At 62.9% G+C, this 25,476-nt stretch carries 18 protein-coding genes and 2 pseudogenes; 13 read left to right on the plus strand and 7 right to left on the minus strand.

The features are described 5' to 3' along the window. Both APH33_RS05915 and APH33_RS05920 read right to left on the minus strand, forming a co-directional pair. Positions 1–261 carry a DUF3077 domain-containing protein gene (locus tag APH33_RS05915; protein ID WP_054884263.1) on the minus strand — a complete coding sequence of 87 codons (261 nt, stop codon included), beginning with the start codon at positions 259–261 and terminating at the stop codon, positions 1–3. Between the two features lie 143 nt (positions 262–404). After that, a pseudogene (locus APH33_RS05920) lies at positions 405–683 on the minus strand (hypothetical protein); the annotation flags it as partial. 640 nt (positions 684–1,323) lie between these two features. Between APH33_RS05920 and APH33_RS27170 the strand changes: the two are divergent. Next, complete coding sequence (locus APH33_RS27170; protein ID WP_156351896.1) at positions 1,324–1,794, plus strand: hypothetical protein; 471 nt, start codon at positions 1,324–1,326, stop codon at positions 1,792–1,794. Positions 1,795–1,967: 173 nt separating this feature from the next. Here the strand turns inward: APH33_RS27170 and APH33_RS05925 are convergent, their stop codons facing one another. Then, the gene (locus APH33_RS05925) at positions 1,968–2,372 is read right to left on the minus strand and encodes a YkgJ family cysteine cluster protein (protein WP_003249225.1); all 405 of its coding nucleotides are present in this window, start codon (positions 2,370–2,372) and stop codon (positions 1,968–1,970) included. 185 nt (positions 2,373–2,557) lie between these two features. Here APH33_RS05925 and APH33_RS05930 point away from each other — a divergent pair, with 185 nt between their 5' ends. From APH33_RS05930 to APH33_RS05940, 3 genes are all read left to right on the plus strand, one after another. Then, positions 2,558–5,008, plus strand: a complete 2,451-nt coding sequence (locus APH33_RS05930; RefSeq protein WP_054884264.1) for a glycogen/starch/alpha-glucan phosphorylase — start codon at positions 2,558–2,560, stop codon at positions 5,006–5,008. Positions 5,009–5,287: 279 nt separating this feature from the next. Beyond that, positions 5,288–6,298, plus strand: a complete 1,011-nt coding sequence (locus APH33_RS05935) for a class 1 fructose-bisphosphatase (RefSeq protein ID WP_016712457.1) — start codon at positions 5,288–5,290, stop codon at positions 6,296–6,298. Between the two features lie 3 nt (positions 6,299–6,301). Next, positions 6,302–6,898, plus strand: coding sequence for a DUF924 family protein (locus APH33_RS05940; RefSeq protein ID WP_054884265.1), 597 nt, complete (start codon positions 6,302–6,304; stop codon positions 6,896–6,898). A 32-nt stretch (positions 6,899–6,930) separates the two neighbouring features. Here the strand turns inward: APH33_RS05940 and APH33_RS27900 are convergent, their stop codons facing one another. Continuing rightward, positions 6,931–7,761, minus strand: a complete 831-nt coding sequence (locus APH33_RS27900; protein ID WP_371263235.1) for a methyl-accepting chemotaxis protein — start codon at positions 7,759–7,761, stop codon at positions 6,931–6,933. A gap of 24 nt (positions 7,762–7,785) precedes the next feature. Beyond that, positions 7,786–8,913, minus strand: a pseudogene (locus APH33_RS27905) (cache and HAMP domain-containing protein); the annotation flags it as partial. Between the two features lie 134 nt (positions 8,914–9,047). Here APH33_RS27905 and bamE point away from each other — a divergent pair. Together bamE and APH33_RS05955 are read left to right on the plus strand one after the other, a co-directional pair. After that, positions 9,048–9,302 carry an outer membrane protein assembly factor BamE gene (gene bamE, locus APH33_RS05950; protein WP_027921036.1) on the plus strand — a complete coding sequence of 85 codons (255 nt, stop codon included), beginning with the start codon at positions 9,048–9,050 and terminating at the stop codon, positions 9,300–9,302. Then, positions 9,299–9,871, plus strand: coding sequence for a lipocalin family protein (locus APH33_RS05955; protein ID WP_054884267.1), 573 nt, complete (start codon positions 9,299–9,301; stop codon positions 9,869–9,871). Before bamE ends, APH33_RS05955 begins: the two co-directional genes overlap by 4 nt. Before the next feature lie 109 nt (positions 9,872–9,980). Here APH33_RS05955 and APH33_RS05960 read toward each other — a convergent pair whose 3' ends face one another. After that, entirely contained in the window at positions 9,981–11,345 is a 1,365-nt protein-coding gene (locus APH33_RS05960) for a formimidoylglutamate deiminase (RefSeq protein ID WP_054884268.1), read from the minus strand. A gap of 145 nt (positions 11,346–11,490) precedes the next feature. Here APH33_RS05960 and hutC point away from each other — a divergent pair, with 145 nt between their 5' ends. The 7 genes from hutC (at position 11,491) to hutG (ending at position 19,879) form a co-directional block, all read left to right on the plus strand. Continuing rightward, on the plus strand, positions 11,491–12,201 hold the full coding sequence (gene hutC / locus APH33_RS05965; protein ID WP_177332355.1) for a histidine utilization repressor: 711 nt from the start codon (positions 11,491–11,493) through the stop codon (positions 12,199–12,201). Then, a complete protein-coding gene (locus APH33_RS05970) occupies positions 12,198–12,770 on the plus strand; it encodes a HutD family protein (RefSeq protein ID WP_054884270.1) in 573 nt (190 codons plus the stop codon). The genes hutC and APH33_RS05970 overlap by 4 nt, the downstream gene beginning before the upstream one ends. A gap of 239 nt (positions 12,771–13,009) precedes the next feature. Continuing rightward, positions 13,010–14,683, plus strand: a complete 1,674-nt coding sequence (gene hutU / locus APH33_RS05975; protein WP_054884271.1) for a urocanate hydratase — start codon at positions 13,010–13,012, stop codon at positions 14,681–14,683. Positions 14,684–14,752: 69 nt separating this feature from the next. Continuing rightward, on the plus strand, positions 14,753–16,285 hold the full coding sequence (hutH, locus tag APH33_RS05980) for a histidine ammonia-lyase (RefSeq protein ID WP_054884272.1): 1,533 nt from the start codon (positions 14,753–14,755) through the stop codon (positions 16,283–16,285). 167 nt (positions 16,286–16,452) lie between these two features. Then, on the plus strand, positions 16,453–17,844 hold the full coding sequence (locus APH33_RS05985) for an amino acid permease (protein ID WP_054884273.1): 1,392 nt from the start codon (positions 16,453–16,455) through the stop codon (positions 17,842–17,844). A 15-nt stretch (positions 17,845–17,859) separates the two neighbouring features. Further along, the gene (gene hutI, locus APH33_RS05990; RefSeq protein ID WP_054884274.1) at positions 17,860–19,065 is read left to right on the plus strand and encodes an imidazolonepropionase; all 1,206 of its coding nucleotides are present in this window, start codon (positions 17,860–17,862) and stop codon (positions 19,063–19,065) included. Between the two features lie 10 nt (positions 19,066–19,075). After that, a complete protein-coding gene (gene hutG / locus APH33_RS05995; RefSeq protein WP_054884275.1) occupies positions 19,076–19,879 on the plus strand; it encodes an N-formylglutamate deformylase in 804 nt (267 codons plus the stop codon). Here hutG and APH33_RS06000 read toward each other — a convergent pair. Beyond that, entirely contained in the window at positions 19,867–25,419 is a 5,553-nt protein-coding gene (locus tag APH33_RS06000; RefSeq protein WP_054884276.1) for an NEL-type E3 ubiquitin ligase domain-containing protein, read from the minus strand. The genes hutG and APH33_RS06000 overlap by 13 nt on opposite strands. Positions 25,420–25,476 lie beyond the last annotated feature (57 nt).

The following is a 25,476-nucleotide window of genomic DNA, read 5'->3' on the forward strand; positions in this document are numbered from 1 at the left end:
TCAGTGCCGCATGCCCAGTTCGGCGTCGTCCAGCAGGGCCTTGGCTAATGCACTGAGGTAATGTGCGGCCCAGATCAGTTGCGGGTCGTTGTCCATCACGGCGGTCAGGGTCAGGTCGCGCACGCAGCCCAGCAGTTCGGAGGCTTGATCGCGGGCGTCCTGGCAGGGGATGCCTGGGCAGATCTGGAACAGGGGTTGTTTGTGCTCTTCGCCCTGGTAGAAGCAGGTTTTGCCGGGGGGGCTCGGGTTGTTTTCGGTCATTGGTTTTTCACCCGGAGTGTTGTTGTGGATGGCACCGGCTTCGCCGGTTTCGCGGGCTCGCCCGCTCCCACAGGTACGGCGCAGGTCTCGGGCATTGCACAGTTCCTGTGGGAGCGGGCATGCCCGCGAAAAGGCGGATAACAATGCGTGCTGCCGGCACGCTCCAAGGCGAGCGACAAGGCATCCGCCTGCCCCCAGGCCAGCTGCATGGCCCGCAAGCCATTCACCAGCGTCTCCCGCGTGCGCTCATCCTCAATGCCATCGAGGGCGCGGTGGCTGTGGTTGTAGGCGATCATCAGGTAGTGGGTGATGTTGACCACGACGTGGTCGAGGGGGACGAGGCTTTCGCCGATGGCGTGGGTGAGGGTCGTGCCGTCCGGGAGGTCGAAGTGGTGGGGTGGGTCGGGGAAGATTTTTTTCATGGCTGGTTCTCATGTCATTTACCCACCCGCTCGTTTCCACACGAAAGGGTGGCGGTTGTACACGGAGTGGAAAACCAGGCATGAGAACCCCGGCAGGCCTTGCGGCCTTCCGCGTACAACCGCCATAACGACAGTCGCAGTTCTCATGAATTGCCGGGTTTCCACACCCGATCGCTGAACCATTCAGCGATCTGGACAGCCTAGGGGGACAGGTTTCCAGTAACAATCAGACGCGAGTCGACAGGGTTAGTAGGGTATTTCGCTAGGACTGAAGTCGCCAGCTACTACCTGTAGGAATTATCTGCATCTAGAGCGGGAAAGTTTCTTGATGCATAGAGGAAAAGTTTTTAGTTGCCTTGGCTGGGGCGGTGTATAGCTTAGATTTTGGACAGTCTAGAAGACTGATATTTCCAGTGTCGGTTACAACATATTTCTTTGTACTCAATTACTTACCAAGCTGTCTTTGGCAATAGCCGATTGCCTCAGTACGCTGCCTGCTGGCAATTGGTTGAGGCAGAAAATGAAGGGCAAGGGGTGGAAGGAGCACTTGGCTCGTGGCCACATTGAGGTCGCAGGCAGTACGTGGAGTCTGCTCCATTTGCGCCCACTCTCACATCAATTGAAGATCCCGGGCCAAGGGATGGAGGAAGTAGCGCTGGCGGTCGAATATTCAAGTCATTGCGTCAGCTATGGCCCAAAGCAAGGTACCGAACTGGATTTCGATCATATGGGGCACGATCACTTGCTGATCGATCATCGGGGAATTCGCCGTGCCTTCTGCCCTAACCGTCACAAGCTGTCAGTTCAGTTGCCTTCCATTATTGCTTCTTTGCCTGACCGGCAATGCCTGTTTACTGGACATAGCAACTGGTTGACTATCGAGGGTAATCAGTTCGGGTATCCGGAGGGCAGCCGATATGAGGTGTATTTCAACTTGCGTCGAGACTCGCCCCGTAGCCTGAAGCTCCATGTGGAAAGTGCTTATGTGCGTGACCCTGGCCATCCTTCCAATAGGCCTACTGCGCTGAAGCGGCACGAAAAGATCAAAGGCTGGTTGCTGATACTGAAGAAACTGAGAAATGAACCGATTCGACGGCCTGTAAGGCGATAGCAGTCTGTAAAAATACGAAACCCCCAATGAAGGGGGTCGTATCGCGGATGCCCTTAGGGACCAAACCCATCAACCGGCACGGCCGGAACCAGGTGGCGGCGTCTAGACACTTCCTGACGGAAGCTCCGTGTACATCGAGACAGGTGAAAGTCTATTGAGTCCTGGCGAGACCGTCAACGTCCAACCACCTTCGGCTTGTAAGCACAATACCCCGGCCGCGGCCCGACCTTCGGGTGATTACGGCAAGTATCCGGCCGCTTGTCATAAATGGTGCACAGCCGGCTCTTGCGATCCAGGTACATGCAGTCATCGTTGCTCATCCGGGTCAGGGTGAAGATCCCCGACTTCTGGTTGAAGCGCTCGATAATGCCTTCTTTCTGCAAACGCTTGGCCACGTTCTTCGGCGGTTCGTCTTTCTCGAACTCATCCACCACGCCAATGCGGATCAGATCCTTGATCTTCACCTCCACGGGCAGGGTGCAACAGGTCGAATGGCAGCCATGGCACATGTTGCTGGTGTAGCGCTGCCAGGTCTCCAGGCGGTCGACTTCGGCTGCGGCGATCAGGGTCGTTTTCATCGTTATGGGGGTGTATCACGGTCTCGGGGGGCGCGATCATACCGGAATTGCTCAATTTTTGAACAACCTTTCGAACGAAAGCGCAAAGCTTCATGAAAACCACGAACACTGGCTGTCGCTCTTGGTCGAAGCGTCTAGGCTGATCAATCTGCCTCCGCTTTCGTCAACTTGCCCGAGGATGCCCCATGTCCCAGGAACCTGAAGCTCGTGACGCCGAAGTCGCGGAATTTCGCGCTGCTGTACTGGATAAGCTGACCTACGCGGTCGGCAAGGACCCGGAGCATGCCTTCGACCATGACTGGTTCGAAGCCATTGCCCTGGCCGCGCGCGATCACATGGTCGACCACTGGATGGACCACACCCGCCGCGCCTACCGACGCAGCCAGAAGCGGGTCTACTACCTTTCCCTGGAATTTCTCATCGGCCGCCTGCTCTACGACAGCCTGAGCAACCTCGGCCTGCTGGACATCGCCCGCGATGCGCTCGAAGGCCTGAACGTTGACCTGGAGCGCATTCGCCTGCTCGAGCCGGATGCCGCGCTGGGCAATGGCGGCCTCGGCCGCCTTGCGGCCTGCTTCATGGAGAGCATGTCGACCCTGGGCATCGCCGCCCATGGTTACGGCATTCGCTACGAACATGGGCTGTTCCGCCAGGCGCTGGTCGATGGCTGGCAGCAGGAGCAGACCGAGAACTGGCTGGACTTCGGTAACCCCTGGGAGTTCGAGCGCGCCGAGGTGATTTACCCGATCAGTTTCGGCGGTAGTGTCGAAACCGTGCACGACACCCACGGCCAGCAACGCCAGGTCTGGTGGCCGGGCGAGACGGTGCGGGCAGTCGCCTACGATACGCCCGTGGTCGGCTGGCGCGGAGCCAGTGTCAACACCCTGCGCCTGTGGCGGGCGCGGGCCCTGGAAGAGCTGCACCTGGAGCGCTTCAATGCCGGTGACCACCTCGGCGCGGTCGCTGAAGTCGCGCGGGCCGAGAGCATATCGCGGGTGTTGTACCCGGCCGATAGCACCGAGGCCGGCCAGGAACTGCGCCTGCGCCAGGAGTACTTCTTCGTGTCGGCCTCGCTGCAGGACCTGCTGCGTCGCCACCTCAACATGCATGACAACCTGCTCAACCTGCCCGATGCGGCGGCCATCCAGCTCAATGACACTCACCCGTCGATCGCCGTGGCCGAGCTGATGCGCCTGCTGGTCGACCAGCACGAAATTCCCTGGGATACCGCGTGGGAACTGACGGTCGGCACCCTTGCCTACACTAACCACACGCTGTTGCCCGAAGCCTTGGAAACCTGGCCCGTGGCGTTGGTGGAGCGGATGTTGCCCCGGCATATGCAGATCATCTACCTGATCAATGCCTACCATATCGATAGCCTGCGCGCCAAAGGCCTGCACGATTTCGACGTGCTGCGCGCCGTCTCGCTGATCGAAGAGGACAACGGCCGTCGGGTGCGTATGGGCAACCTGGCATTTCTCGGTTCGCACAGCGTCAACGGCGTATCGGCGTTGCACAGCAAACTGATGAAAAGCACGGTGTTCGCCGATCTGCACAAGCTCTACCCGCAGCGGATCAACAACAAGACCAACGGCATCACCTTCCGCCGCTGGCTGTACCAGTCCAACCCGCAATTGACCGAGATGCTGGTCGAGGCGCTCGGGCCGGAGCTCAAGGACGACCCCGAGGGCCGCCTGGCCGGGCTGGTGCCATTCGCCGACAAGGCGGGCTTCCGCAAACAGTTCGCCGCCCAGCGACTGCACAGCAAGCGTGCCCTGGCCAGCATCATCCAGGACCGGGTCGGCGTCACGGTCAACCCAGAGGCGCTGTTCGATGTTCAGGTCAAGCGCATCCACGAGTACAAGCGCCAGTTGCTCAACCTGCTGCACACCGTGGCGCTGTACCAGGCCATGCGCAACGACCCCGCTACCCACTGGGTACCGCGGGTGAAGATTTTCGCCGGCAAGGCGGCGGCCAGTTACCACCAGGCCAAGCTGATCATCAAGCTGGCCAACGACATCGCCCGGGTGGTCAACAACGACCCGACCGTGCGCGGCCTGCTCAAGGTGGTGTTCCTGCCCAACTACAACGTCAGCCTGGCTGAAAGCATCATCCCGGCGGCAGACCTCTCGGAGCAGATATCCACCGCCGGTTACGAAGCGTCCGGCACCAGCAACATGAAGTTCGGCCTCAACGGCGCATTGACCATCGGTACGCTCGACGGTGCCAACGTCGAGATGTGCGAGCAGGTGGGGGCGGACAACATGTTCATCTTCGGCCTGACCGCGCAGCAGGTGGAGGCGCGGCGCAAGGCGGGGGACTTCGGTGCGAATGCGGCGATTGCCGCGTCCAGTCGCCTTAACGATGTGCTGCAGGCGATTCGCAGCGGGGTGTTCTCGCCGGATGATCCCTCGCGCTATGCCGGGCTGATCGACGGGTTGGTGGCCTATGACCGCTTCCTCGTGTGCGCCGACTTCGATGCCTACTGGGATGCCCAGCGGCGGGTCGAGGAGTTGTGGCACACACCGCAGGAATGGTGGCGCATGGCGGTGCTGAACACGGCGCGGATGGGGTGGTTCTCCTCGGACCGGACCATTCGTGAATACGCCACCGAGATCTGGAAGGCGCTGGATTGAAGGCGAGTGCGGTCTGTGTAGGAGCGGCCTTGTGTCGCGAAAGGGCCGCGAAGCGGCCCCGGCAATATTCGTTGCGAAGCTGAAATCCTGGGGGTGCTTCGCACCCCTTTCGCGACACAAGGCCGCTCCTGCAAAGCCCGCGCAATACGCCGGGCAGCCGACCATTGGCCAGGCACTTGCTGAACTCAACGCCGGAAGGCGAGTCTCTTTGCTCGCTAGGCCGCAACTCTCCCTGTAAACTGCGGGGGTTTTTCACCCCCTATCCTTTCGGAGCCATACATGTCCCGCGTTACCCTGAGTCGCTATCTGATTGAGCAGACCCGCAGCAACAATACCCCTGCCGATCTGCGCTTCCTGATCGAAGTGGTGGCGCGTGCGTGCAAGGAAATCAGCCATCACGTGTCCAAGGGCGCCCTCGGCGGCGTGCTGGGCAGCATGGGCACGGAAAACGTGCAGGGCGAAGTCCAGAAGAAACTGGACGTGATCTCCAACGACATCCTGCTCGAAGCCAACGAGTGGGGCGGCCACCTGGCCGGCATGGCGTCCGAGGAAATGGACAACGCCTACCAGATCCCTGGCAAGTACCCGAAAGGCGCCTACCTGCTGGTCTTCGACCCGCTGGACGGTTCGTCCAACATCGATGTCAACGTGTCGGTCGGCACCATCTTCTCGGTCCTGCGTTGCCCTAACGAGTACCTGAGCCAGAACGAAACCCTGAACGAGAACGCCTTCCTGCAGCCAGGCACCCAGCAGGTCGCCGCCGGTTACGCCATCTATGGCCCGCAGACCATGCTGATCCTGACCCTGGGCAATGGCGTCAAGGGCTTCACCCTGGACCGCGAGCTGGGCAGCTTCGTCCTGACCCACGAGAACATCCGCGTGCCGGAAAGCACCGCCGAGTTCGCCATCAACATGTCCAACCAGCGTCACTGGGAAGCTCCGGTGCAGCGCTACGTAGGTGAACTGCTGGCTGGCGAGACCGGCCCGCTGAAGAAGAACTACAACATGCGCTGGATCGCCTCGATGGTGGCCGACGTGCACCGTATCCTGACCCGTGGCGGTCTGTTCATGTACCCGCGCGATGCCCGTGAGCCGAGCAAGCCGGGCAAGCTGCGCCTGATGTACGAAGCCAACCCGATGTCGTTCATCATCGAGCAGGCCGGCGGCGCCTCCACCAACGGTTACGATCGCATCCTCGACATCAAGCCGGAGAGCCTGCACCAGCGCGTGTCGGTGATCCTCGGCTCGAAGGAAGAGGTCGAGCGCGTCACCGCCTACCACAAGGAGTAAGTCATGCTCGCACCTTGGCAGCCGTTGCTGGAGTGGTGGTTCGGTTGGGGCACCAGTCCCCAGGCCGTGGCTGACGAGAAGAGCACGCTGTGGTTCGGCAAGCATCACGATGCCGAAGCCCAGGCGCTGTTTGGTGACCTGGTCGAGCAGGCCCTGGCGGGTGGGCTCGACGAGTGGCAGCAGAGCCCACAGGGCTGGCTCGGCCTGCTGATCCTGCTGGATCAGCTGCCACGCATGCTCTACCGCGACACGCCGCGCGCCTTCGAAGGCGACCGGCGAGCGCAGGTAGTGGCCATGCAGGGCCTGCAGAAAAACTGGGATTACCAGTTGCTGCCGATCCAGCGTGTGTTCGTGCTGCTGGTGCTGGAGCATGCCGAAGTGCTGGACTGGCAGAACCTGTGCGTCGAGCGTTACCAGGTGCTGCTGGAAGAGCAGCCCGAGGATCACCGGCGCTTGTTCGAAGGCTTCCTCGATTATGCCGAGCAGCATCAGCGGGTGATTGCCCGCTTCGGCCGCTTCCCGCACCGCAATCTGGTGCTGGGGCGGCCGAGTACCAGCGAAGAGATGGACTTTTTGCTGGAGCCTGGGTCCAGGTTCTAGGCCCTTGGGGCCGCACAGCGGCCCCAGCGGTTTCAGATCCGGAAGCTGCCTACCAGATGCTTCAACCGCTCGACCTGATGCTCAAGGTCGGTGCAGGCACGCAAGGTGCTCTGCAGGTTCTGCACCCCTTCCTGGTTCAACGCATTGATCTCGTTGATGTCGACATTGATCGACTCGACCACGGCCGTCTGCTCTTCGGTGGCGGTGGCCACCGACTGGTTCATGCCATCGATTTCGCCAATGCGCTGGGTCACGCTGCCCAGCCGCTCGCCAGCCTGGTTGGCAATGCCCACGCTGTGATCGCTGTGCGCGCGGCTCTGGTTCATGGTGCTGACCGCCACTTGCGCGCCGGCCTGCAGTTCTTCGATCAGGCGCTGTACCTGCTGTGCCGACTCCTGGGTACGGTGCGCGAGGTTGCGAACTTCATCGGCAACCACGGCAAAGCCACGCCCGGCCTCGCCGGCACGGGCCGCTTCGATCGCGGCATTGAGCGCCAGCAGGTTGGTCTGCTGGGAAATACCGCTGATCACATCGAGGATCTGACCGATGTTGGCGGTGTGGGCGTTGAGCGTCTCGATGTTGCCACACGAGTCGCTGATCCGTGCCGACAATTGGTTCATCACGTCGATGGTGCGCCCGACCACCTGCTGGCCATCCTCGGCCAGGCCACGGGCTTCGCTGGAGTGTTGCGAGGCCAGCGCGGCGTTCTGGGCGATTTCCTGGGCGGCGGCGCCTAGCTGATTGATGGCTGCCGCCACGCTGTTGGTGCGGCTGGACTGCTGGTCGGCGTTGTTGATCGAGGCATTCGAAGCGCTCACCACCTGGGCAGCCACGGCGTTGACCTGGCCGGTGGCCGAGGCCACTTCGCGGATCGATTCGTGAATACGCTCGACGAAGCGGTTGAACGATTGGCCAAGGCTGCCGAATTCGTCCTGGGCGTGGATGGTCAGGCGCCGGGTCAGGTCGCCTTCGCCTTCGGCGATGTCATGCATGGCGCGGCCCATCAGGTGCAATGGCGCCATCAGCACGCGGATCAGCAGGCCGAGCAGGGCGATGATCGCCACAACCGCGATCAAGGTGGCGATGATGGCGGAGGTGCGCAGTTCACCCAGCATGGCGAACGCTGCATCCTGGTCGAGTACCAGGGCCACGTACCAGTCTGCCGACGGCACGCCGTCGACGTGGGTGAAGCTGATGAACTGCTTGTGGCCGTCGACTTCGACTTCCTTGAGCCCGCTGCCGATTCGCGGCGTGTCCTGCGGGTAGACATCGGCCAGGGTCTTCAGGGCCAGGTCGGCTTTCGGGTGGATGAGGATCTTGCCATCGCCATTGACGATGAAAGCATGGCCCTGGCCGTCGAAGTTCAGGGCATTGATCAGGTTGCTGATGGTCTGCAGGTCGGTGTCGGCGCCGCTGACGCCGATCAGCCTGCCGGCTTGCTGCACCGGGGTGGCCAGGGTGATCACCAGCTTGCCGGCCGACACTGAGATGTACGGCTCGGTGACGATGGTCTGGCCGCTGGCAGTGGCCGCCTTGTACCAGCCCCGCACCCGCGGGTCGTAGTCGGCGGCGCGGTTACCCACCGGTACCGACTGCATGCTGCCGTCCTGGCCGCCGAAATAGGTGAGCTGGAAATTCTTGCCGTAGACCGGCAAGGCCAGGCTGCGGTCCAGGCTGGCTTTGCCCGGCCCATCGACCGCAACTTGCTGGGCCAGCGAGTCGAGCAACTGGATCCGGCTGTCGAGCCAGTTGCGGATGTTGCCGGCGGTGAGGCTGCCCAGGTCCTGCAGCGTGGTCTGCGTGTCGCTGCGCAGGGACTGGCGTTGTCGGTAGTCGTTGAACAGTACGAAACAGGTGAAGGCAACGGCCACCACGAGGGCGGCGGCCAGCAGGATCTTGTGGCTGAACTTGAGGTTCTTGGTCATTTTTCTGGTCTGCACAAGGCAAGGCGTAGGAGGGGACTGTGGCAATGCGCCACAGCGTGCTCGCTGTGTCGTCGCGGTGAGCTGAAACATTAATCGTTTGCGCAGGGCCAGCCGACCAACGGTGTACGACGAAAGCGGTGTTGTCAGGGAACCAGGGAGGGATTTTCACGTCGAAGGTCACTGCAGGCCACTCGCCTGTGTCTATTTCCCAGGAGTGTCCCTTCATGTCGTTGCGTTCCCTCGCCCTGTTGTCCTTGTGCGTCGTCCTGACCGCGTGCAGCAAGATCAATCAGGAAAACTATTCCAAGCTCAAGGCCGGTATGAACAAGGCCGAGGTCGAGCAACTGCTCGGCACGCCCACCGAGTGCTCTGGCGCACTGGGCATGAGCAGCTGTACCTGGGGGGACGAGAAGAGCTTCATCAGCGTGCAATACGCGGCCGACAAGGTGCTGATCTACTCCGGGCAGGGCCTCAAATGAGGCGTTTGCACGTTCTGCTGGGGCTGTGCCTGGTGATGCTGCTGGGTGGTTGTGCCACTTCCGCCAACGATCCGCTGGCGCCGAAGACGGCGGGTGATGTCGACCTCAAGCGCTATCAGGGCAAATGGTATGAGCTGGCGCGCCTGCCGATGAAGTACCAGGCCGACTGTGCGCAGTCCGAAGCGCACTACAACCTCAAGCCCGATGGCTCCTACGGTGTGCTCAACCGCTGCCGCACGATGGGCGATGAGTGGCTGCGCGCCGAGGGGCACGCATACATCCAGGAGCCGGGGCATACCGACAGGCTGTGGGTGGAGTTCGACAACTGGTTTACCCGCCTGGTCCCGGGCGTGGCCAAGGGCGAGTACTGGATCCTGTACGTGGACGACCGCTACCGTACCGCGATCGTCGGCAGCCCGGACCGCAAGTACCTGTGGATTTTGTCGCGCACACCGACTCTGCCGGTGTGGGAGCGCGAGAGCCTGATGTCCAAGGCCCGCCAGCAGGGCTATGACACCAGCCGGCTGATCTGGCGTACATCCGACAAGCAGATCGTGCAGATGCATTAAAGAAACTGGGGCTGCTTTGCAGCCCTTCGCGGGCTTGCCCGCTCCCACAGGGATTCGCGCCATCCTGTGGGAGCGGGCAAGCCCGCGAAGGGCCGCAAAGCGGCCCCAGTTAGCCCAGGAGTTGCCGCAGTACTTCAGCAAACGCCTGCCTGCTCTCCTCTTCATGGGCATGCTGCCCCTGACGCACCACCCACTGCCCATTGACCATCACATCCCGCACCTGACGGTCGCCGCCAGCGAACAGCCAGCGGTTGAGAATCCCGTCGCCTTCGGCCATGGCGATGTACGGGTCCTGCCCATCCAGCACCAGCCAGTCGGCCCGCTTGCCTACCGCCAGCTCGCCAACGGCTTGCCCCAGCGCCTGCGCCCCGCCAACCAGTGCCGCGTCGTAGAGCGTACGCCCGACCATTGGTTGGTCGCCACGGTACAGCCGGTTACGCCGCTGGTCCCGCAGGCGCTGGCCATATTCCAGCCAGCGCAGCTCCTCGACCACGCTCAGCGACACATGGCTGTCCGAGCCAATGCCCATGCGCCCGCCCTGGGCCAGGAAGTCCACCGCCGGGAAGATACCGTCGCCGAGGTTGGCTTCGGTGGTCAGGCACAAGCCGGCCACTGCACCACTGCGCGCCATGGCCGTGACTTCGTCGGCTTCGGCATGGGTGGCGTGCACCAGGCACCAGCGACGGTCCACATCGACGTGTTCATACAACCACTGCAGCGGCCGCAACCCGCTCCAGGCCAGGCAGTCGTCGACTTCCTTCTGCTGTTCGGCGATGTGGATATGAACCGGGCACTGCGGGTTACCGGCGGCCAGTACCTCGGCGATCTGGCCGGGCGTGACCGCGCGCAAGGAGTGGAAGCACAGGCCCAGCTGCTGCGCAGGTTGCGCTGCCAATATTGGCGCCAGTTGCGCCTGCAGGTGCAGGTACTGGTCGGTGGAGTTGATGAAGCGCCGCTGCCCTTCGTTCGGCGCCTGGCCGCCAAAACCGGCGTGGCTGTACAGCACTGGCAGCAAGGTCAGGCCGATGCCGCTGCTGGCCGCAGCTGCACTGATGCGTCGGGACAGCTCGGCCGGGTCGGCGTAGGCTTTGCCTGCCTGGTCATGATGCACGTAGTGGAACTCGGCCACCGAGGTGTAGCCGGCCTTGAGCATCTCGATGTACAGCTGGCGGGCAATGACCTGCAGCTGCTCCGGGGTGATCTTGCCGACCAGGCGATACATCAGCTCGCGCCAGGTCCAGAAGCTGTCGTTGGGGTTGCCTGCGACTTCCGCCAGCCCAGCCATGGCCCTTTGGAACGCATGCGAGTGCAGGTTGGGCATGCCGGGCAGCAACGGCCCGGTCAGGCGTTCGGCGCCTTCGGCCGAAGCGTCGGCTTCGATGCGGCTGAGCAGGCCGTCACTGGACACTTCGAGGCGGACGTTACTGGCCCAACCCGTAGGCAGCAGGGCGCGTTCGGCAAAATAGGCGGACATCGGAGAGAATCCTGTTATTGTTTGACTTGTATATACATATACAGGCGTTTGCCTGCCGGGTAAACTGCGGCAAGCTACCGCTCATTCCATTGCCTAAGGACTCAACGCCGTGCCGACACCTCCTGTCTCCGCGCTGGTTGCCCAGATGGGCGAGGGCCCGGCGCCGCTGTATGCCCGGGTCAAGCAAATGATCATCCAGCAGATCGAAAACGGCAGCTGGCCGCCGCATCACCGGGTGCCCTCAGAGAGCGAACTGGTCAGCGAGCTGGGCTTCAGCCGCATGACCATCAACCGCGCCTTGCGTGAACTCACCGCTGAAGGCCTGCTGGTGCGGATGCAGGGGGTAGGCACCTTCGTCGCCGAGCCCAAGACCCGCTCGGCGCTGTTCGAAGTCAACAACATTGCCGACGAGATCGCCGGCCGTGGTCACCAGCATAGCTGCCAGGTGATCAAGCTGGCCGAAGAGGCCGCTGGTTCCGAACGCGCCTTGGCCCTGGACATGCGCGAAGGGCAGCGGGTGTTTCACTCGTTGATCGTGCATTGCGAAAACGGCGTGCCGGTGCAGATCGAGGACCGCTACGTCAACGCCGCCATCGCCCCCGACTACCTCAAGCAGGACTTCACCCGGCAGACGCCTTACGCCTACCTGTCCCAGGTGGCGCCGCTGACCGAGGGTGAGCACGTGGTCGAGGCGATTCTCGCCGAGCCCGAAGAGTGTCGCCTGTTGCAGATCGAGCGCGGCGAGCCCTGCCTGCTGATCCGTCGTCGCACCTGGTCGGGGCGTCAGCCCGTGACTGCAGCGCGGCTGATCCACCCCGGTTCCCGTCACCGCCTTGAAGGACGTTTCAGTAAATGACCCAGTTGCAGTTGCTGCGTGCGCAGAATTACCCGCGCATGCCGTGGAAGAACGGTGGCGGTTTCACCGAAGAGATTACCCGTGATAATGGCGAGGGGCTCGATGGCTTCGGTTGGCGCCTGTCGATTGCCGATATCGAGGAATCGGGTGGGTTTTCCGTGTTTGCCGGCTACCAGCGGATCATCACCGTGCTGCAGGGAGACGGCATGCGCTTGCTGGTCGACGAGCAGGCCACCCGGCCATTGTTGCCGTTCGATGCGTTCGCCTTCAGTGGCGAGAGCCAGGTCAGCTGCAAATTGCTCGGTGGGCCGATCCGCGACTTCAACCTGATCTATGCGCCGCAGCGCTATCGGGCGCGCTTGCAGTGGTTCGACGGTACCAGCCGCTTGTACAGCTCGGCGTCGACGGTGTTGCTGTTTGCCGCGAGCAATCAGGTGGAAGTGGCGATGGCTGGGCATGAAGTGCAGCGTTTGGGGCTGTATGACTGCCTGCGGTTGGAGGGCAATGACGAGTTGTTGGGGCTGGAGGTACAGGGTCGGTTCTGCCTGATCGAACTCATTCCAGTTTGAGATAGCCGGGGCCGCTTCGCGCCCCTTTCGCGACACAAGGCCGCTCCTACAGGGATATGCGTTCCCCTGCAGGAGCGGCCTTGTGTCGCGAAAGGGGCGCGAAGCGGCCCCAGTTCTTTCATGAATTCGGAGGAGCGGTCCGATTATTTTGCTTGTCCATGCTTGTACATACAAGTAAAGATGTGTTTGTATATTGACCACGACACATCTGCCCGCGGACAACCGCCGAGGACCTTCCCGTGACCGACAACAACAAATACCGTGACGTTGAAATCCGTGCCCCCCGTGGCAACAAGCTGACCGCCAAGAGCTGGCTGACCGAAGCGCCATTGCGCATGCTGATGAACAACCTCGACCCGCAGGTCGCGGAAAATCCGAAAGAGCTGGTGGTGTATGGCGGCATCGGCCGCGCCGCGCGCAACTGGGCCTGCTACGACAAGATCGTCGAGACCCTGACCCGACTGGAAGACGACGAAACCCTGCTGGTGCAGTCGGGCAAGCCGGTCGGCGTGTTCAAGACCCACAGCAACGCGCCGCGTGTACTGATCGCCAACTCCAACCTGGTACCGCACTGGGCCAACTGGGAGCACTTCAACGAACTGGACGCCAAGGGCCTGGCCATGTACGGCCAGATGACCGCCGGCAGCTGGATCTACATCGGCAGCCAGGGCATCGTCCAGGGCACCTACGAAACCTTCGTCGAAGCCGGTCGCCAGCACTACGGCGGCAGCCTGAAAGGCAAGTGGGTGCTGACTGCCGGCCTCGGCGGCATGGGCGGTGCCCAGCCACTGGCGGCAACCCTGGCCGGTGCCTGCTCGCTGAACATCGAATGCCAGCAGAGCCGCATCGACTTCCGCCTGGAAACCCGCTATGTCGACGAGCAGGCAACTGACCTCGACGACGCCCTGGCCCGCATCGCCAGGTACACCGCCGAAGGCAAGGCGATCTCCATCGCCCTGCATGGCAACGCCGCCGAAATCCTGCCAGAGCTGGTCAAGCGTGGCGTGCGCCCGGACATGGTCACCGACCAGACCAGCGCCCATGACCCACTGAACGGCTACCTGCCAGCCGGCTGGACCTGGGAGCAGTACCGCGACCGCGCGCAGACCGAGCCGGCTGCTGTGGTCAAGGCCGCCAAACAGTCGATGGCCGTGCACGTACAGGCCATGCTCGACTTCCAGAAGCAAGGCATCCCGACCTTCGACTACGGCAACAACATTCGCCAGATGGCCAAGGAAGAGGGCGTAGCCAACGCCTTCGATTTCCCAGGCTTCGTCCCGGCCTACATCCGTCCGCTGTTCTGCCGTGGCATCGGCCCGTTCCGCTGGGCGGCGCTGTCCGGCGACGCTGAAGACATCTACAAGACCGACGCCAAGGTCAAGGAACTGATCCCGGACGACGCCCACCTGCACCGCTGGCTGGACATGGCCCGCGAGCGCATCAGCTTCCAGGGCCTGCCGGCACGTATCTGCTGGGTTGGCCTGGGCCTGCGCGCCAAGCTGGGCCTGGCCTTCAACGAAATGGTCCGCAGCGGCGAGCTGTCGGCACCGGTGGTCATCGGCCGTGACCACCTGGACTCCGGCTCGGTGTCCAGTCCCAACCGCGAAACCGAAGCCATGCGCGATGGCTCCGATGCCGTCTCCGACTGGCCGCTGCTCAACGCCCTGCTCAACACCGCAGGCGGCGCCACCTGGGTATCGCTGCACCACGGCGGTGGCGTAGGCATGGGCTTCTCCCAGCACTCGGGCATGGTCATCGTCTGCGATGGCACCGATGAAGCCGCCGAACGTATCGCTCGGGTGCTGACCAACGACCCGGGGACTGGCGTGATGCGCCACGCCGATGCCGGTTACGACATCGCCATCGACTGCGCCAAGGAGCAGGGCCTCGACCTGCCAATGATCACGGGCTGATCGCTGCGCTTTGAGTGATACTGAATAGAAGAGGGGCCTGCGGGCCCCTGACAGAATTGGAGTAGCGAAGTGACCGTACTGACCCTCAAGCCCGGTACCCTGACCCTGGCCCAGCTGCGTGCCATCCACGCCGCGCCTGTGCGCCTGCAGCTGGACGCCAGCGCCGCGCCGGCCATCGACGCCAGCGTCGCCTGTGTCGAGCAGATCATTGCCCAAGACCGTACCGCCTACGGCATCAACACCGGTTTTGGCCTGCTGGCTTCGACCCGCATCGCCAGCCACGACCTGGAAAACCTGCAGCGCTCGCTGGTGCTGTCCCACGCCGCCGGTATTGGCGCGCCGCTGGATGACGCCCTGGTACGGCTGATCATGGTCCTCAAGATCAACAGCCTCAGCCGTGGCTTCTCCGGTATCCGCCGCAAGGTCATCGATGCACTGGTCGCCCTGGTCAACGCCGAAGTCTACCCGCACATCCCGCTCAAAGGCTCGGTTGGCGCTTCTGGCGACCTGGCACCGCTGGCGCATATGTCGCTGGTGCTGCTGGGCGAAGGCAAGGCCCGTCACCAGGGCCAGTGGCTGTCGGCTACCGAAGCCCTGGCTGTTGCCGGCCTTGAGCCGCTGACCCTCGCCGCCAAAGAAGGCCTGGCCCTGCTCAACGGCACCCAGGCGTCCACCGCGTATGCCCTGCGCGGCCTGTTCCAGGCTGAAGACCTGTATGCCGCCGCCATCGCCTGTGGTGGGTTGAGCGTCGAAGCTGCGCTGGGTTCGCGTTCGCCATTCGATGCGCGTATCCACGAAGTGCGTGGCCAGCGTGGGCAGATCGATACCGCTGCCTGCTTCCGCGACCTGCTCGGCGACTCCAGCGAAGTGTCGCTGTCGCACAAGAACTGTGACAAGGTCCAGGACCCGTACTCGCTGCGCTGCCAGCCACAGGTCATGGGCGCCTGCCTGACCCAGATCCGCCAGGCTGCCGAGGTGCTGGGCATCGAAGCCAACGCAGTGTCGGACAACCCGTTGGTATTCGCCGCCGAAGGCGATGTGATTTCCGGTGGCAACTTCCACGCTGAGCCGGTCGCCATGGCCGCCGACAACATCGCCTTGGCGATTGCCGAAATCGGTTCGCTGAGCGAACGCCGCATCTCGCTGATGATGGACAAGCACATGTCCCAGCTGCCGCCGTTCCTGGTGGAAAATGGCGGGGTCAACTCCGGCTTCATGATCGCTCAGGTTACCGCTGCCGCCCTGGCCAGCGAGAACAAAGCCTTGTCGCACCCGCATAGTGTCGATAGCCTGCCGACCTCGGCCAACCAGGAAGACCACGTGTCGATGGCCCCGGCCGCTGGCAAGCGCCTATGGGAAATGGCCGAGAACACCCGTGGCGTGCTGGCCATCGAATGGCTGGGTGCGTGTCAGGGGCTGGACCTGCGCAAAGGCCTGAAGACTTCGGCGAAGCTTGAGCAGGCGCGTCAGGCGCTGCGCCGGGAAGTGCCGCACTATGACCGTGACCGCTTCTTTGCACCGGACATCGAGGCAGCTGTCGAGCTGCTGGCCAAGGGCTGCCTGACCGGGCTGCTGCCTGCGGGTGTGCTGCCTAGCCTGTGATGCCACCCGGGGCCGCCATGCGGCCCTTTCGCGGGCACGCCCGCTTCCACAGGAGTACCGAAGCCCTCACGGCTGGCACTGTACTGGTGGGAGCGGGCACGCCCGCGAAGAGCTGCAAGGCAGCCCCCTTCGATCTCACGACCACAAAAACAATTTAAGGACGTGACATGCAACAAGCTCAAGGTCTCAAGCGCGGGCTAACGGCCCGCCACATCCGTTTCATGGCCCTTGGCTCTGCCATCGGTACCGGCCTGTTCTACGGCTCCGCCTCGGCGATCCAGATGGCCGGCCCGGCTGTACTGCTGGCCTACCTGATTGGCGGCGCTGCGGTATTCATGGTCATGCGCGCCCTCGGCGAAATGGCCGTGCACAACCCGGTAGCCGGTTCTTTCGGCCATTACGCCACCACCTACCTCGGCCCCATGGCCGGCTTCATCCTCGGTTGGACCTACGCCTTCGAAATGGTCATTGTGGCCATCGCCGACATCACCGCCTTCGGTATCTACATGGGCTTCTGGTTCCCGGAAGTGGCCCGCTGGATCTGGGTGCTGGGCATCGTCTTCGTGATCGGCGGACTCAACCTGTGCAACGTCAAGGTGTTCGGCGAAATGGAATTCTGGCTGTCGCTGCTCAAGGTCGGCGCCATCGTGGCGATGATCCTCGCCGGTCTCGGCATCATGGCCTTCGGCTTCAGCCAGGTGAGTGGCGAACATGCTGCCGGCATCAGCAACCTGTTCGAACATGGCGGCTTCATGCCCAATGGCATCGGTGGCCTGATCGCCTCGTTCGCCGTAGTGATGTTCGCCTTCGGTGGCATCGAAATCATCGGCGTCACCGCTGGTGAAGCCAAGGACCCGCAGCGCGTCATCCCCAAGGCGATCAATGCCGTGCCGCTGCGCATCCTGCTGTTCTATGTACTGACCCTGTTCGTGCTGATGTGCCTGTACCCGTGGCCGCAGATCGGCAGCGAAGGCAGCCCGTTCGTGCAGATCTTCAGCCACCTGGGCATCGGCTCGGCCGCTGCAGTGCTGAACATCGTGGTGATCTCGGCCGCGATCTCGGCGATCAACAGCGACATCTTCGGCGCCGGTCGCATGATGTATGGCCTGGCCCAGCAAGGCCACGCGCCGCGCAGCTTTGGCAAGTTGTCGAAGCACGGCGTGCCATGGATGACCGTGGTGGTGATGGGCGCGGCGCTGCTGGTCGGCGTGCTGCTCAACTACCTGATCCCGGAAAACGTGTTCCTGCTTATCGCCTCTATCGCCACCTTCGCTACTGTGTGGGTATGGCTGATGATCCTGGTCACCCAGGTGGCCATGCGTCGCAGCATGAGCCGTGAAGAGGCGGCCCAACTGAAGTTCCCGGTACCGTTCTGGCCTTACGGCCCAGCCATGGCCATTGCCTTCATGGTGTTCATTTTCGGTGTGCTCGGTTACTTCCCGGATACCCAGGCGGCCTTGTTGGTCGGTGTGGTCTGGGTGGTGTTCCTGGTGGCGTCCTACCTGTTGTGGTGCAAGCCGCGCGCAGGCAAGCACGTGCCGGTCGAGCTGCACCGCTAGTCAAGGAGATCGCACATGAGAACCCTCTGGCAGCACTGCCACGCGGCAACCCTGGCCGAGGGCCGTTACTCGATCATCGAGGACGCGGCCATCGTCACCAGTGCTGGGCTCATCGAGTGGATTGGCCCTCGCGCCGAGCTGCAGCCTTTGGAGGTTGACCGAACGGTGGACCTGGGCGGCGCCTGGGTCACCCCGGGTCTGATCGATTGCCACACCCATGCGGTGTTCGGTGGCAACCGTAGCGGCGAGTTCGAGCAGCGCCTGCAGGGCGTCAGCTATGCCGAGATCGCTGCCCAGGGCGGTGGTATCGCCAGCACTGTGCGGGCCACCCGCGCGGCCAGCGAGGATGAGCTGTTCGCCAGTGCTCGCCAGCGGGTTCAGGCGTTGATGCGCGATGGCGTGACCACCCTCGAGGTCAAGTCCGGTTACGGCCTGGACCTGGCCAACGAGCGCAAGATGCTGCGCGTGGCCCGGCGCCTGGCCGACGAGCTGCCGCTGGCGGTGCGCGCCACCTGCCTGGCTGCCCACGCCTTGCCGCCGGAGTATGCCGGCAGGGCAGATGATTACATCGCGCACATCTGTGACGAGATGCTGCCGGCTTTGGCCGCTGAAGGCCTGGTGGATGCGGTGGATGCCTTTTGCGAACACCTGGCGTTTTCCCCGGCGCAAGTCGAAAAGGTGTTCATCAAGGCGCATGAGCTGGGCCTGCCGGTGAAGCTGCATGCCGAGCAGCTGTCTTCGCTGCACGGCTCCAGCCTGGCGGCGCGTTATCAGGCGCTGTCGGCGGACCACCTGGAATTCATGACCGAGGAGGATGCGATCGCCATGGCCGCCGCTGGCACGGTCGCTGTGTTGCTGCCGGGGGCGTTCTACTTCCTGCGCGAAACCCAGCTGCCGCCGATGGATGCCTTGCGCCGTCACGGCGTGAAGATTGCCTTGGCCAGCGACCTCAACCCAGGCACCTCGCCGGGGTTGTCGCTGCGCCTGATGCTGAACATGGGCTGCACGCTGTTCCGCATGACGCCGGAAGAAGCCCTGGCTGGCGTCACCCTGCACGCTGCCACGGCACTGGGTTTGGGTGACAGCCACGGTTCGCTGGAGGTCGGCAAGGTCGCCGACTTCGTCGCCTGGCAGATTGCCCGTCCTGCCGACCTGGCCTACTGGCTCGGCGGCGACCTGCCCAAGCGCGTGGTGCGCAAGGGCCACGAATTACTTGACTGAGCGAGGCACGATGGACAAGGTACTGAGTTTTCACCAAGGCCGCCTGCCGCTGCTGATCAGCATGCCCCATGCCGGCCTCAAGCTGACCCCGGCCGTGGACAAGGGCCTGGTCGAGCAGGCCCGCAGCCTGCCCGACACCGACTGGCACATCCCGCGCCTGTATGACTTCGCCCGCGAATTGGGGGCGAGCGTGGTCGCAGCGGAGTATTCGCGTTTCGTCATCGATCTGAACCGTCCGGACGATGACAAACCACTGTACGCGGGCGCTACTACCGGTTTGTACCCGTCGACCCTTTTCGACGGCGAACCACTTTTCAAGGAAGGGCTGGCGCCGACAGCCGAAGAGCGCAGCCGTTACCTGGAAGGTGTCTGGCGCCCCTATCACGACACGATCCAGAGCGAGCTGGCTCGCCTGCGTGACGTGCACGGTTACGCGCTGCTGTGGGACGCCCACTCGATTCGTTCGCTGATCCCGCACCTGTTCGACGGCAAGCTGCCAGACTTCAACCTGGGTACCTTCAATGGCGCCAGTTGCGACCCGCAACTGGCCGAGCGCCTGCAAGGTGTGTGCGCCGAGGCCCAGGGCTACAGCCATGTGTTGAACGGGCGTTTCAAGGGCGGGCACATCACCCGCCACTATGGAGACCCGGCCAGGCACATCCATGCGGTGCAGCTGGAGCTGGCACAGTCCACCTATATGGATGAAACAGCGCCGTTTGCTTATCGCCAGGACCTCGCCGCCCCGACTCAGGATGTATTGCGCGCACTGCTGGCGGCCATGCTGGCGTGGGGCCAGTCGCACTACGGACGGTAGCTCGCAGCCGGCTGGCCACCGCCAGCCGTCAAGCGCGCTGGTCTGTCGTGCCGGATGTATAGACGGGTCAGCTCCTGAAGCAGGTCGATCTCCTGTTGCTGTTTGTCATCGTGCAGCCCCTGTTGCAGGGCCAGTTCCTCCTGCAGGGGAAGGTCCAGGGCGCTCAGTTCCTGAACACGTTCACCGAAACGTTCAGTAATTGCGTCGAAACGGCTTGCGTATTCGGCACGCAGGCGGTCCGTCCAATAGTCGTTCGCCAACAGGTAAGTAACGAACGCATCGCTGCCTTCTCGCTCCCGGACCTGCTCCAGGACGCTGGCCAGTTCGCCGGGGGCCAGCATGGCAGCCCCGCGGAAACGCATGCCATCGGCAATCGGCAGGTCCAGTTCGGCGGCGAGTTCGCGGCGGTAGGCCAGGCGTACCGAGACATGATCGCCTTGGGCAGTACGCTGATTGGCCAGCAGCTCCAGTTGCCCCATGCGGTACAGCTGGCGCAGGCGTCGATACATGTCCTCCAGCGAGTCGCCGGCATCGGTCAAAACCCGGCTGCTCATCATCAGAAGCTCGATGTTGTTGAATGTCTGGAGCGCACCATCGTGGCAGGTCTGCGCGCCGGTCAGCGGGTCAGGCAGCGCCTCCGCTGCAATGGCGCTCATGGTTGGGCGCAGCTCGTCATGGGTGGCTGCGGTAACCAGCATCAGGCGTACCCGTTCGCCAAAGGCGGCTTGTGAGGTTGGGTCGACATAGGGCGCGGCGTTGCGCAAGCGGCCGGCCAGCCGCAACAGATTGTCGCCGTCCGTCTGCTGCTGCAGGGTTTGCCAGGAATCGAGCAGGGCTTCGTTCTGGGCTTCATTGCCCAAGCTCCACAATTCGACCCGTGGGGTATCGTCACTGGCGAGCGGGAAGTGGGGGTGGTCCAGCAACGAGTCGTCATCTGAGGTATCGGTCAGTAGCAGGCTGTTGGTGTCCAGAGCGAAGGTGAAGCTGTGCTGGCTTTCCGAATACACCCGAAGACGCACGATGGTGTCCAATGCCAGAGGGTTGTCGAACAGGGCGATCGATGAAATCGGCATTTGGTTTTCCATGTTCTGCAGAATGTAGTCAGGCAATTGAGCGATGTTGTTCGTGCTCAAGTCCAGCAGCTCCAGTGGCAGCAACCCTTCGCACCAGGCGGGCCAGGCTTGCAGCCCCATATTGCTGAGGCTCAGCGACGTCAGGCTCGAGGCCAGCCCCGCTGGTGCCTGGGTAATGGCCCCAACCCGGTTGCCAGACAAATCCAGCGAGGTGAGGCGAGGCAGGTCGCCGAAGGTGTCGAGCATGACTTGGTCGATCTCCAGGCCCATGTTGCGAAATTCCAGATGAGCCAGCTGCGGCAGGCGTCTCAGGGCAGATGCCAGCGACGGCGTGGCATCCATGTGCGCGTCAATGGTCAGGCGGGTGATGTTGGGGAAGCGCTCAAGCAGTTGGCCGAGCTGTGCGGTGGAGCCGCTGACGCCGCTCAGCGTCAACGCATTCACGCGTTCGAGGAAGAATGCCGGTAATCGGCTGGGGAAGTGCTGCAGCGCTATATCCTCCAGTTGCAGCCGCAGGTAAGGCAGGCCGCGTTCCTGGTTCTCCCAGAACCGGTTGAGCGCCGCCTCGATGCGTTCACGATCCTCCAGCATGCCCTGCGTCAACGGCGTGGTGGACGTCGAAGCCTGCGCCCAACCGTCGATGGCCTCGCGCAGTTGTTGCCGCTCACGACGGATACGCGCCAGCCGTTCGGAAACCGCCGGCGAATGATCCACAGTCACGTGCGACGCCAACCGGGTTTCGTTGAGCAACAGACGCTGCAGGTGGTCTTGGTTGATGTCGTTGCCCTCCAGCGAGAGCAGGCTGTGGCGCAGTGCACTGTCCGGGTCGTTGATCAGGAAGGTGGGCAGTGACCGGAGGTTGTTGTTGCGCATCGATACATGCGCAATGCGGCCTAGCGCATCGGCGCCGAGCCCGATGGGCCATTGGCTCAGTTGCATGTTGTCCAGGCCCAGGTACTCCAGTGAGAGTTCGTGGAGGCTCGGGGTATTGTGCTGGGCAAATCGGTTGCCGCGCAGCTCCAGGCGCCTGAGCTGGGGCATCCCGGCCAGGAGGTCGAGGTCGGTCGCGGTGAGTGCGATGTTCTGGTTGGTCAAGGCCAGCGCGCGCAGGCCAGGCAGGTGCTGGCTGATGGTGGCGATGCTGAACAGCAACGGCGAAGGCGTGGCCCGAGGGTTGTACGGGCGGCTGATCTCCAGCTCCTCAAGGTGAGGCAATTGTCGCAGCAGGCGCTGCAGCATACGGTCATGCTGCGACCAACCGGCCAGGTTGCCCGATGCCGGGTCGAGCAGGTGCAGCCGGCGAACCTGGGCGGTGAAGTGCTGTGGCAGGTTCATCGGCACATCCACCCAGGGCACTCGTTGCAGGGTCAGTTGCGCCGTATGCTCGCCGTTCTCGTCGAGTGCGGTCTCGTACCAGTGCTGCATGATGGCATTGCGCAGGTTCTCATGGTCGGCTGTGGACTGTTCGGAGTTTGGGGCGATGCCTTCGCGCCACTCGTCCAGCCGGCTTTGCAGTTCGTTGCGCTGCTCCAGTAGCTGTTGCAGGCGCTCGAATACTTGCAACCGGGTACGGCCGGGGCTGGTGAGGGTCAGCAGAATCTGCTCCGCCGACCTGCGGGTGTGCTCGGGCAATCCGGTCGCGGCCACTGCGTCGAGCAAGGTCTGACGGCTGATGTCGGCGGTGGACGGCAGGCCGCCGCTCAACGGGTAGCCTACGCGCCCATCGGCAAGCCGCATGGGGGAGCGATAACCTGGGCGCACGGGGCGCATGCCCAGCACCGCACGCAACTCCGCTCGGGGTAGTAGCGGGCTGCGTTGCAGCAGGTGCTGCAAGTCGATCGACCCGGAGACGCCCAGTTGCGTCATGGCTTCAGGCAATGCCGTGAAGAGCGCGGCCGGCAGGTTTGGGTAAAGGGGCGCGGGCGTGTCCGTCGGGCCATCGACATGGACGATGTAACCCGCTTCGGCGCTGCTGATGGTTTTCTGCAGGCGCGCATCGAGGGGGCCAATGCTGGCACTTTGGCTGGGCCAGAAGCGTCGTTGGCGCAGTTCCAGGCGCGTATCTGCCGGCCAGTGGGGCAAGCGCTGCAGGGTGTGGAGGATCAGGCAGTCGCTATCCCAATTGCGCACGCTCGCCAGGAACAAACCCTCGTAGGCGCGGGCCAGGCGGGTCTGCTGTAGGTAGATGCGGGCTTCCTCAGCCAGGCGCAGGGGCATTTTTCCGCTGCCCAGTTCCTGCTGTTCACGGGCATCGGCACTGCGTGCCAGCTCGTCGATGACCGGGCTCGGTAGGCCGGGATAGACACGCCGGATGAGTTCACCGTTAGGTGCCTGGACAATGGGTAGGCTTTCATAGGCCCGTGCGAATGCGGCAGGCCAGGCTCTGCTATCTGGTATCTGGCGGATGCTTTGGTCGAGCTTGAAGCGCTGCAAGGCATCTTCCAGCAAGGCAGGCAGTCGCCCGTTTTCCGCCAGGGTTCGGCGGATTACGTCTTCGTGGGTAGCACTGATGTCGAGAATCCGCTGCAGCGTCGTTTCGTCGAAGTGTGCGCTCAAGTGACCGAGCCGGCGCAGTAACGCCGTGCCTGCCCATTGCTGCGGCTGCTCCCCGGGCAGCAGCCAGGCACCGGCGCCATTGTGCCTGAGGAGGGGCTGGTAGCGATGCGGGGTAGAGGGATGCCGCAGGCGGTATTCGCCCGTCGCCGGCGTTTGCTCGACCTGGTATTGCTGGCCTTCGACGACCAGCCATTGCTTGCCTTGGTGCTGGCGCAGGCCACGTTCATCCGGTTCGAGGCCATTGGGTAGCGCTTGGTTGCTTCGGTAGGGCGTCAGGTCGGGTTTCCACAAGCGGGTCTGGCCGTCGGGCATCTCGACTTCTTCCAGTTCTTCGATGAAGGAAGGTGTCTCCAGCGGAATGCGCTCTACCTCGAGCTCTTCTGCCGGGCCGCTGGTTTCGCCCTTGATGCCTTTCAATGCCTGATGCGCAGCGGTGAGGGCAGCCATGATCGCAACGTTCTCGATCACGTCGACCAGGTAATTGAGCGCAGTGTCGCGCTCGTCGTTGTGCCAGGCTTCGATGCCGTCATAAACCTCGAAGGCCAGTTGGGTCACGCACACTGCAAGCATGAGCTGGCCTAGGCCAGGCACGAAGAAACCAGCGATGTTCAAGCCGGTCAACACACGGCCAAAGATCAGTTCGCGGTGGGCCTGGGCGGTACGGCGGTCAACGATTTCGGTAGGGACCGCATGGTACAGCGCATCCTTCTCATGGCGTTCGGCCTTCTTGAACGCCATCATGCCCTGGAACGCATGGCTGAACGGTCGGCTGACCGGGTACAGGCTGGTGTGTGGGTCAGGCACGCGCTCGTGCAGGCCGCGTGTGCTCCATTGGATGGGTGTCAGGCGTTCCGCCAGGCGGTATTGCACCGAGGCTTTGTCGCGGTCGGCAATGTGCGGGTCTAGGTAGTCGATATTCGCTCGTAGCCGGTCGCTCAGCTCTTTTTCCAGCATGTCGATGGAGCTGAAGGTCTTGATCGGTGTCTCGTCGTCCTGCGCATTGTAGAGGGCTTGGGTCTTTTGCCCATTTGCTTCCCGCGTGACGAGGACGATGCCGCTCAACTCGGCTTCCCAGAGGCTGAGTGTGCTGAAGGTGATGGTGGTATTCGCCGTCGGTGCCTTGTCCAAGGGCACGGCAAGGGCCGCTTCATAGAAGTCCTTGTCGATATCGCCCTTCAGCCGAGCGAAGTGCAAGGACTGCCTGAATGCCGAAACTTCGGCCCTGCCCAACGTCAGGTAAACATCCAGTGCCGCGTCGTCGGCGCTGCGCCCGGCCGTCGCGGCTGGGTAGTAGATGGCATGCACGAGGTCGTGGTATCTGGCGCCAATATCCAGGTTGCGGCACAGGTCGGCGAAGGCCTCGGCGGTGATGTCGACCCTGTTGATGATGGGTACGGTGCCCATGAATCGCCGGTAATCGACGATGACTGACTTTTTCAGCAGCGTTTCGGGCGCGTCCATGCCATGTTCGGCCGCCGCGTCGGCATCGAAGTTGTGCAAGGCACAGTGCAGCAGCGAGCGCGTCGCCCGGTCCACGGCCTGGCGGCTGTGGATGGCATTGTTGATGTCAATCAGGCGAGCATCGATGAGGTAGGTATTGTCCACATCGATGGGGGACTCAGGCTTGAACCGTTCATTGATGGCGTCGGTCAGTGCTTTTCTGGCGTAGGTCTCAAGGTCGGGCAAATGGGCGAACAGCTTCTGCACGTCTGCCTGATGCTCACGATGCCGAGCATGTTCTTCGCTCCAGGCCCGAGCGACGTCTGGCTGTCGCTCGATGGCTGCTGCCAGCCAGGCCGGGGCCTGTTGCCAATTGCGTAGTTCGCGATGCAGGGGCTCGGAGCTTCGTTTGAGCCAGGCAGGGATGTTCTTTTCGATGGTGGCGTAGTGCACATTGGGCGGGATGGGCATGGCCGGCTCCTTTGCTTGATGAGAGCAGCGGAATTTGCCTGTTCTGCCTGCCGTGCA

It is taken from the genome of Pseudomonas sp. NBRC 111130, from assembly GCF_001320485.1.
GTDB lineage: Bacteria > Pseudomonadota > Gammaproteobacteria > Pseudomonadales > Pseudomonadaceae > Aquipseudomonas > Aquipseudomonas vlassakiae.

Coding starts and splice junctions, on each gene's coding strand:
- APH33_RS05915 (WP_054884263.1), bottom strand. CDS start 261: ATGACCGAAAACAACCCGAGCCCCCCCGGCAAAACCTGCTTCTACCAG.
- APH33_RS27170 (WP_156351896.1), top strand. CDS start 1,324: ATGGAGGAAGTAGCGCTGGCGGTCGAATATTCAAGTCATTGCGTCAGC.
- APH33_RS05925 (WP_003249225.1), bottom strand. CDS start 2,372: ATGAAAACGACCCTGATCGCCGCAGCCGAAGTCGACCGCCTGGAGACC.
- APH33_RS05930 (WP_054884264.1), top strand. CDS start 2,558: ATGTCCCAGGAACCTGAAGCTCGTGACGCCGAAGTCGCGGAATTTCGC.
- APH33_RS05935 (WP_016712457.1), top strand. CDS start 5,288: ATGTCCCGCGTTACCCTGAGTCGCTATCTGATTGAGCAGACCCGCAGC.
- APH33_RS05940 (WP_054884265.1), top strand. CDS start 6,302: ATGCTCGCACCTTGGCAGCCGTTGCTGGAGTGGTGGTTCGGTTGGGGC.
- bamE (WP_027921036.1), top strand. CDS start 9,048: ATGTCGTTGCGTTCCCTCGCCCTGTTGTCCTTGTGCGTCGTCCTGACC.
- APH33_RS05955 (WP_054884267.1), top strand. CDS start 9,299: ATGAGGCGTTTGCACGTTCTGCTGGGGCTGTGCCTGGTGATGCTGCTG.
- APH33_RS05960 (WP_054884268.1), bottom strand. CDS start 11,345: ATGTCCGCCTATTTTGCCGAACGCGCCCTGCTGCCTACGGGTTGGGCC.
- hutC (WP_177332355.1), top strand. CDS start 11,491: ATGGGCGAGGGCCCGGCGCCGCTGTATGCCCGGGTCAAGCAAATGATC.
- APH33_RS05970 (WP_054884270.1), top strand. CDS start 12,198: ATGACCCAGTTGCAGTTGCTGCGTGCGCAGAATTACCCGCGCATGCCG.
- APH33_RS05985 (WP_054884273.1), top strand. CDS start 16,453: ATGCAACAAGCTCAAGGTCTCAAGCGCGGGCTAACGGCCCGCCACATC.
- hutI (WP_054884274.1), top strand. CDS start 17,860: ATGAGAACCCTCTGGCAGCACTGCCACGCGGCAACCCTGGCCGAGGGC.
- hutG (WP_054884275.1), top strand. CDS start 19,076: ATGGACAAGGTACTGAGTTTTCACCAAGGCCGCCTGCCGCTGCTGATC.
- APH33_RS06000 (WP_054884276.1), bottom strand. CDS start 25,419: ATGCCCATCCCGCCCAATGTGCACTACGCCACCATCGAAAAGAACATC.